Annotated in this window: 4 protein-coding genes, 1 tRNA gene, 2 rRNA genes and 1 riboswitch (1 of these 8 only partly in view); of the genes, 2 read left to right on the forward strand and 5 right to left on the reverse strand. The window is 63.3% G+C overall.

Features of this window, described 5'->3' with window-relative positions; translation table 11 throughout:
* Positions 1-2: 2 nt before the first annotated feature.
* Together ACFELO_RS08955 and ACFELO_RS08960 are read right to left on the reverse strand one after the other, a co-directional pair.
* Complete coding sequence (locus ACFELO_RS08955; RefSeq protein WP_440957432.1) at positions 3-1,415, reverse strand: amidohydrolase family protein; 1,413 nt, start codon at positions 1,413-1,415, stop codon at positions 3-5.
* A gap of 73 nt (positions 1,416-1,488) precedes the next feature.
* Positions 1,489-2,844, reverse strand: coding sequence for a DEAD/DEAH box helicase (locus ACFELO_RS08960; RefSeq protein WP_440957433.1), 1,356 nt, complete (start codon positions 2,842-2,844; stop codon positions 1,489-1,491).
* A gap of 300 nt (positions 2,845-3,144) precedes the next feature.
* A riboswitch (cobalamin riboswitch) is annotated at positions 3,145-3,346 on the forward strand.
* 38 nt (positions 3,347-3,384) lie between these two features.
* On the opposite strand from ACFELO_RS08960, the gene ACFELO_RS08965 reads away from it, so the two are divergent.
* Together ACFELO_RS08965 and ACFELO_RS08970 are read left to right on the forward strand one after the other, a co-directional pair.
* Positions 3,385-4,206 carry an acyl-CoA thioesterase gene (locus ACFELO_RS08965; RefSeq protein WP_440957434.1) on the forward strand — a complete coding sequence of 274 codons (822 nt, stop codon included), beginning with the start codon at positions 3,385-3,387 and terminating at the stop codon, positions 4,204-4,206.
* Positions 4,207-4,322: 116 nt separating this feature from the next.
* Positions 4,323-5,402, forward strand: coding sequence for an alpha/beta hydrolase (locus ACFELO_RS08970; RefSeq protein WP_440957435.1), 1,080 nt, complete (start codon positions 4,323-4,325; stop codon positions 5,400-5,402).
* Positions 5,403-5,505: 103 nt separating this feature from the next.
* Here the strand turns inward: ACFELO_RS08970 and ACFELO_RS08975 are convergent.
* From ACFELO_RS08975 to ACFELO_RS08985, 3 genes are all read right to left on the reverse strand, one after another.
* A tRNA-Met gene (locus ACFELO_RS08975) sits at positions 5,506-5,582 on the reverse strand.
* 117 nt (positions 5,583-5,699) lie between these two features.
* Positions 5,700-5,814: ribosomal RNA gene (gene rrf / locus ACFELO_RS08980) — 5S ribosomal RNA — on the reverse strand.
* Between the two features lie 83 nt (positions 5,815-5,897).
* A 23S ribosomal RNA gene (locus tag ACFELO_RS08985) occupies positions 5,898-6,314 on the reverse strand; it runs 2,370 nt beyond the window's last position.

A 6,314-nucleotide genomic window follows, 5' to 3' on the forward strand; every position in this document is an offset into this window, starting at 1 on the left:
GGCTATTGCAGCCCCACCTGTCCTTCGAGCCCGTCGAGAAGTGCGGCCGGGTCATAGGCGCGGCCGTTCAGAAAGACCAGAACCGGGCGTGTGATGGCCTGGGGGTCCGCAATCAGGTCTCCCTCCAGCAACACCAGATCGGCGAGCTTTCCCGCCTCCACAGAGCCCAGCTCATCCTCGCGCCCGACGACCCGCGCGCCGTTCAGCGTCATCACTTGCAGCGCTTCAGCGGGGGAAAAGCCCGCTTCCAGAAACAATGCGTAATTTCGCTGATCGCCAAAGCCTGGCAGGTTGTGACGCCCCGGATCGATACCCGCCGCCAGAAGGCCGCCCGCCTCGAAAAAGGCGCGCTCAAAGGCTAGCGCATTGTCAAAGGAGGCATCGGTCTCGCTTGCACTTTGTGAAAGCTGGGCCTGACGCGCTTCATACGCCTCCTGAAACGCCGGCGCCAGATACCGCACGATGCGTTCCTCGCCCTGATAGCGATAGGCGAACCGGCTTTCGACGATGGCGAGCGTTGAGACGAGCGCGGTTCCGTTCTCCACCAGGGTCGCGAAGACGCGCTGCGCCGCATCGCTACCCGCATCCACATGCGCCATGTTCGGAACCGTGCCGCCAATGCACTCGCCCTCGGGCTTGTCCGCGAGAAAGTCGCTCGCCGAGACAAGGCCGTGCTCGATCGTGTCGATGCCGAGCGCGGATGCCTCTTCAAAGGTCAGGGAACACAAATGCCCGGCCACGCGCAGACCGTGGGCATGGGCCTCGTCAATGACAGCGGCGGCGATATGGGGTTCGACCCGACGATAGAGCTTGATCCAGCCCACGCCCGTCTCCGCCCAGCGACGCACAAAGGCGCGCGCCTCATCCTCGCTGGCGGGCTGCACCATGACCGGCGCATCTCCTGGGCCGCTGACATAAGGGGCCGAGGTCGCAACGCGCGGCGACAGGGCGCTTCCGGTTTCAGCCGCCTCAGCCATGGCGAGATCGGCGATGGGAGAGGCGGCGCCAACCGTGCGAATCGTGGTCACCCCGCCCGCCAGATACAGACGGCTCGCCGCCCGTTGCAGCAAGGGCGCGCCGGGCATGTGGGTATGGTTATGAGCCCCCACGATCCCCGGGATCAGGGTGCGGCCTTCGCCATCCACACGGCGCACGGATCCAGAGACATCCAACTCGGAGCTTGGCGCCAGTCGGGTGATGCGCCCGTCTTCCAGAAGCACGCTCATATCCGGTTGGGCGGGCGCGCCCGTCCCGTCCAGGACGAGCACATGCTCGATCAGAACCGGGCCCTCCTCGAAGGCGAGATAGGGCTCGACCGGGTCGAGCCCGTCAGGCGCCGGCTGGACAGCAAGAGCGGTCCCGGCGGAGCCGAGACCGATGACACTCAGAACAACCGCACGCAAAAGCTGACGCATCTCATCTCCCCTGAAGCTGGGGCTCAGGGTGCTGAGACTCGCGCGTCTGGCAAGTTACGGTCTGCTTATAAGCCTATTCCGCTGCACGCGGGCCACCGGACCGGCGTTGACCGCCGCCGCCACCGCCCCGGCGATGACGCTGGGGCTTGCCGCCGCGCGGCCCGCCCTTGGAGCCCTCACCGCCACGCGGAGCGCTGGCCTGAGCCTGAGCCTGCCCCTGGCCCTCGCCCTGCCCCTGGCCCTGGCCGCGGCGACCGCCGCGACGACGGCGCTTGGACTTGGCCGCTTCGCCCTTGGGCATGGGCGGGGCGTCATTGAGGCCCGGAATGGCGACGCCCATGGTCTTCTCAATGTCCTTGAGCATGACGCGCTCATCGGGCGCGCACAGCGCCACGGCGCGGCCACTGGCGCCTGCACGGGCAGTCCGGCCGATGCGGTGAACATAGTTCTCGGCGACGTTCGGCAATTCGTAGTTCACCACCAGATCGACGCCGTCCACATCGATGCCGCGGGCGGCGATATCGGTCGCCACCAGCACCGGGGCTTCACCGGTCTTGAAGGCGTCCAGCGCCCGGATGCGCTGGTTCTGGCTCTTGTCGCCATGAATGGCGTTGGCCTTGTGGCCGTATTTCACCAGACGCTTGGCGACCCGGTCCGCGCCGTACTTGGTGCGGGTGAAAATGATCGCGCGCTTGCCGGCCTCGGGCGCCATCAGATCGATAAGAGCGTCCGGCTTGGCCGAGGCCTCGGTGTAAAAGACCTTCTGGTCGATCCGCTCGACAGGCTTGGACGGCGGGGTCACCGCCACGGTTTCAGGGTTGTCGAGAAAGTCATCGGCCAGCTGACGGATCGCCGGCGCCATGGTCGCAGAGAACATCAGCGTCTGACGCTCCTCGCCCACCATGCGCAACAGCTTGCGGATCGCCGGAATAAAGCCGAGATCGAGCATCTGGTCGGCTTCGTCCAGAATGACGAAACGGGTGAGATCAAGCCGCGCCTTGCGCTCACCGAGATGGTCCAGAAGACGGCCCGGCGTCGCCACAAGAATATCAACGCCGCGCGCCAGCGCCTTGATCTGCGGGCCGGCTTTGACGCCGCCGAACACCACCGTGCTCGTGAGTTTGGTATGGGCGGTATAGGCCTTCACCTGCTCTTCAATCTGGGCGGCGAGCTCACGCGTCGGCGCCAGGATCAGCGCGCGGCAAGAGCGGCCCGGCGCCTGCTTATTCTCGGTCAGAAGCTGGTGAACCAGCGGCAGCACGAACGCTGCGGTCTTGCCGGTGCCGGTCTGGGCCAGACCAATCAGGTCATGGCCCTTCATCACTGCGGGAATGGCGCGCGCCTGGATCGGCGTCGGGGTCTCATAACCTTGTTCTGAAATGGCGGTGAGAATGGACGGATTGAGACCGAAGTCGGTAAATTTGGTCAAGATAACCTCAATGGAGCGCTCTCGGACGACCTCCGGGCGCTGTGTCGTTTTCAATGGGACAACTGGATCGTTCAGCCGCCGTACAAGGGCGATCATCGCCCACGCCCGGACCTCGTAACGGGAGCGAGACTCGCTCCGGCTGATCCGTCGCCGCGCAACCCGGACGATCCGGGGCGCGTGCTTGCGTAGCGCCTCCTTGCGCCCAATCGCGCAGAAAGGCAAGCACGCAAGACGGATGCAAATCCGTTTATTATTGATTGTTTATAAAACTTCGAGCGCCAGACTGCCCATTCCGGAGCGATAGCTCCAACTGCGTCGGTCCCCGCAAGGGGTTAATCGGGAAGACCGGTGAGCCGCCCTTTTCATGGCGGCAAGTCCGGCGCTGCCCCCGCAACTGTAAGCGGTGAAGACGTTTCAAAACGCCACTGGGCTCTCGCGGCCACGGGAAGGCGAAACGTCACGGCCCGCGAGCCAGGAGACCTGCCGGTCGCAGTTCACGAACCGATTAGGCGCTGGACGGGGTGTGTCGGCGAACCAGACATGAATGACGTATGCGCGACCGTTGATGCGGCGGTCGAGATCCATCCTGCGCCGGTCGTACACATGATCGAACAGGTCTTTCCCTCCCTGTGCAATCATCATGGCACGCTGTTCGGCGGGGAAGCCATGGCCCTGATGGACAAGGCGGCCTTTCTCGCCGCCTCCCGGCATGGCCGCGACAGCTTTGTCACCGCCAGCTGTGACCGGGTCGATTTCAACGCCCCCATCCATGTGGGCGAGCTCGTGGAAGCACAAGCCTTTCTCCTCCGCGTCGGCTGTCGCTCGATCGGTGTGGAGGTGAAGCTCTGGGGCGAAGCCGCGCTGACCGGGGAACGACGCTTGGCCACCACAGGCCGTTTCACCCTGGTGGCCAACACCCGGGACAAGGCGGATCCCCTGCCGCCCCTGTCAGGGCTGGCGAGCAGTCACGCCGGGCTGGAGGAGCTGAGCGAGGATCTCGCCCTCGCCTCGAGCCTGCGCTTTCAGGACCTGGTCTTCCCGCCCCAGACCAATCATTACGGCACCCTGTTTGGCGGCGACGCGCTCGCCCTGATGGGCCGGGCGGCCTATGTGCTCGCCACGCGCCGGGCGAAAGCCCGCGTCGTCATGGCCGCCAGCCCGCAAAGCCGCTTCACCCAGCCGGTCCATGAGGGCGAGATGGTCGATATCCGCGCCGACATCCTGAAAACCGGCCGCAGCTCGATCCATGTGGCGGTCGACCTATGGGCCGAGAACCTGCTCACGGGAGACCAGCGCCGCGCGGGTAGCGCCGATTATGTGATGGTGGCCGTGGATGAGCAGGGAAAGCCTCAGCCCATATAAATGCCGCCCGATTGAGTTGTTTTCCGCATAAAGCATATGACTCCAGGCCGGATTATCGCGCGCCCGCGCGCGACTTATTGTTCTGTCATGAAAGCTCCCGAGAGAGGAAAATCACAATGACGGACACTTCCACCTCCCCCTCCGGCCATGATCGGCGCCATGTTCTTAAAATGGCGGGCGTTACCGCAGCCGCCCTTGGTGCGTCCGCGCTCGGTCAGGGCCGCGCTTCGGCCCAGTCCCTGACCCAGGACTGGGACAAGACCTTCCCCAAAAGTGATCGCGTGGACCATTCCAAGATCCGTTTCATCAATCGCTATGGCGTGCCGCTCGTTGGCGACCTTTATCGTCCGAAAGATGCAAGCCCGCAGCCGGGCCCGGCGATCGCCGTTGCCGGACCGTTTGGCGCGGTAAAAGAACAATCGGCGGGCCTTTACGCCCAGACGATGGCCGAGCGTGGCTTCGTCACCCTCGCCTTTGACCCCTCCTATGTGGGTGAAAGCGCCGGCGAGGTCCGCAATGTCGCCTCGCCTGACATCAACACCGAGGACTTCATGGCGGCTGTAGACGCTCTGGGCCTGCGCCCGGACGTGGACCGGGAGCGGATCGGCATTATCGGCATTTGCGGCTTCGGCGGCATGGCGCTGAACGCCGTTGCGGCAGACAAGCGCGTCAAGGCCGTGGCGACCGCGAGCATGTACGACATGTCCCGCGTCATGGCGAAGGGCTATTACGACTCCCTGACCGCCGAACAACGCACCGCCGAGCTCACCCGTCTCAGCGAACAACGCTGGGCGGACGCCGAAAGCGTCGAGCCCGCGCTGGCCGGCGGCCTCCCCGACAGCATTGAGGGCATCGATAACCCGGTCATCCGGATGTATCACGCCTATTACAAGACCGATCGCGGCTATCACCCACGCTCTGTGAACTCCAATGAAGGCTGGACGGTGACCAATCCGCTCTCCTTCATGAACATGCCGCTTCTGAGCTATGTGAACGAGATCTCGCCGCGCCCCATGCTGGTGATCGCAGGGTCTGAAGCGCATTCACGCTATTTCAGCGAAGACGCGGTCGCCGCAGCCGCAGAGCCCAAACGCCTGATGATTATCGAGGGCGCCGACCATTGTGATCTCTACGACCAGGTCGACATCATCCCCTTCGATACGCTCCAGAGCTTCTTTGAAGAGCATCTGGCCTGATCAGAGCGGAAGGGGCGGATACGGTCCGCCCCTTTCTACTGGCTCAAGCCATACCCAGAACAGCAAAAAGCCCCGGCCAGATGGCGCGGGGCTTTTTGAGTATTGGGTGCGGGGGTAGGATTTGAACCTACGACCTTCAGGTTATGAGCCTGACGAGCTACCGGGCTGCTCCACCCCGCATCAGGGCTGCAACACGATTGTTAAACAACAAACTGGCTGCAGAAGCAAACGTCGCGCTGTGTCTGGCGACGTCAGTCTCAGTGACTTCATAAACGGAGCATGCATCGAGTCTAGCGGACCGGGCGGCGACCTACTCTCCCATGCCTTAGGACATAGTACCATTGGCGCAGAAGGTCTTAACGGCCGTGTTCGGGATGGGAACGGGTGTGGAGCCTTCGCTATAACCACCCGGTCGGCAAGACCGATGCATAATGTAGAGACGTACTGACTTAGTGGGCTTCATGGGGCGAAGCGATCGCCGCCCATGAGCATTGTTGGATCAAGCCGATCGAGCAATTAGTACTGGTCCGCTTCACGTATCGCTACGCTTCCACTTCCAGCCTATCAACGTGGTGGTCTTCCACGGCTCTGATAGGGATACCTGGTTTTGAGGGGGGCTTCCCGCTTAGATGCTTTCAGCGGTTATCCTTTCCGCACTTAGCTACCCTGCTATGCTGCTGGCGCAACAACAGGTCCACCAGAGGTGCGTCCATCCCGGTCCTCTCGTACTAGGGACAGCTCCTCTCAAGTATCCAACACCCACGGCAGATAGGGACCGAACTGTCTCACGACGTTCTAAACCCAGCTCACGTACCGCTTTAATTGGCGAACAGCCAAACCCTTGGGACCTGCTCCAGCCCCAGGATGCGATGAGCCGACATCGAGGTGCCAAACAATGCCGTCGATATGGAC

The organism is Oceanicaulis sp. LC35, assembly GCF_052055585.1.
Lineage (GTDB): Bacteria > Pseudomonadota > Alphaproteobacteria > Caulobacterales > Maricaulaceae > Oceanicaulis.

Excerpts from the sequence above, each read along its gene's own strand:
- ACFELO_RS08970 (WP_440957435.1), top strand. The coding sequence starts at position 4,323 with ATGACGGACACTTCCACCTCCCCCTCCGGCCATGATCGGCGCCATGTT.
- ACFELO_RS08965 (WP_440957434.1), top strand. The coding sequence starts at position 3,385 with ATGAATGACGTATGCGCGACCGTTGATGCGGCGGTCGAGATCCATCCT.
- ACFELO_RS08955 (WP_440957432.1), bottom strand. The coding sequence starts at position 1,415 with ATGCGTCAGCTTTTGCGTGCGGTTGTTCTGAGTGTCATCGGTCTCGGC.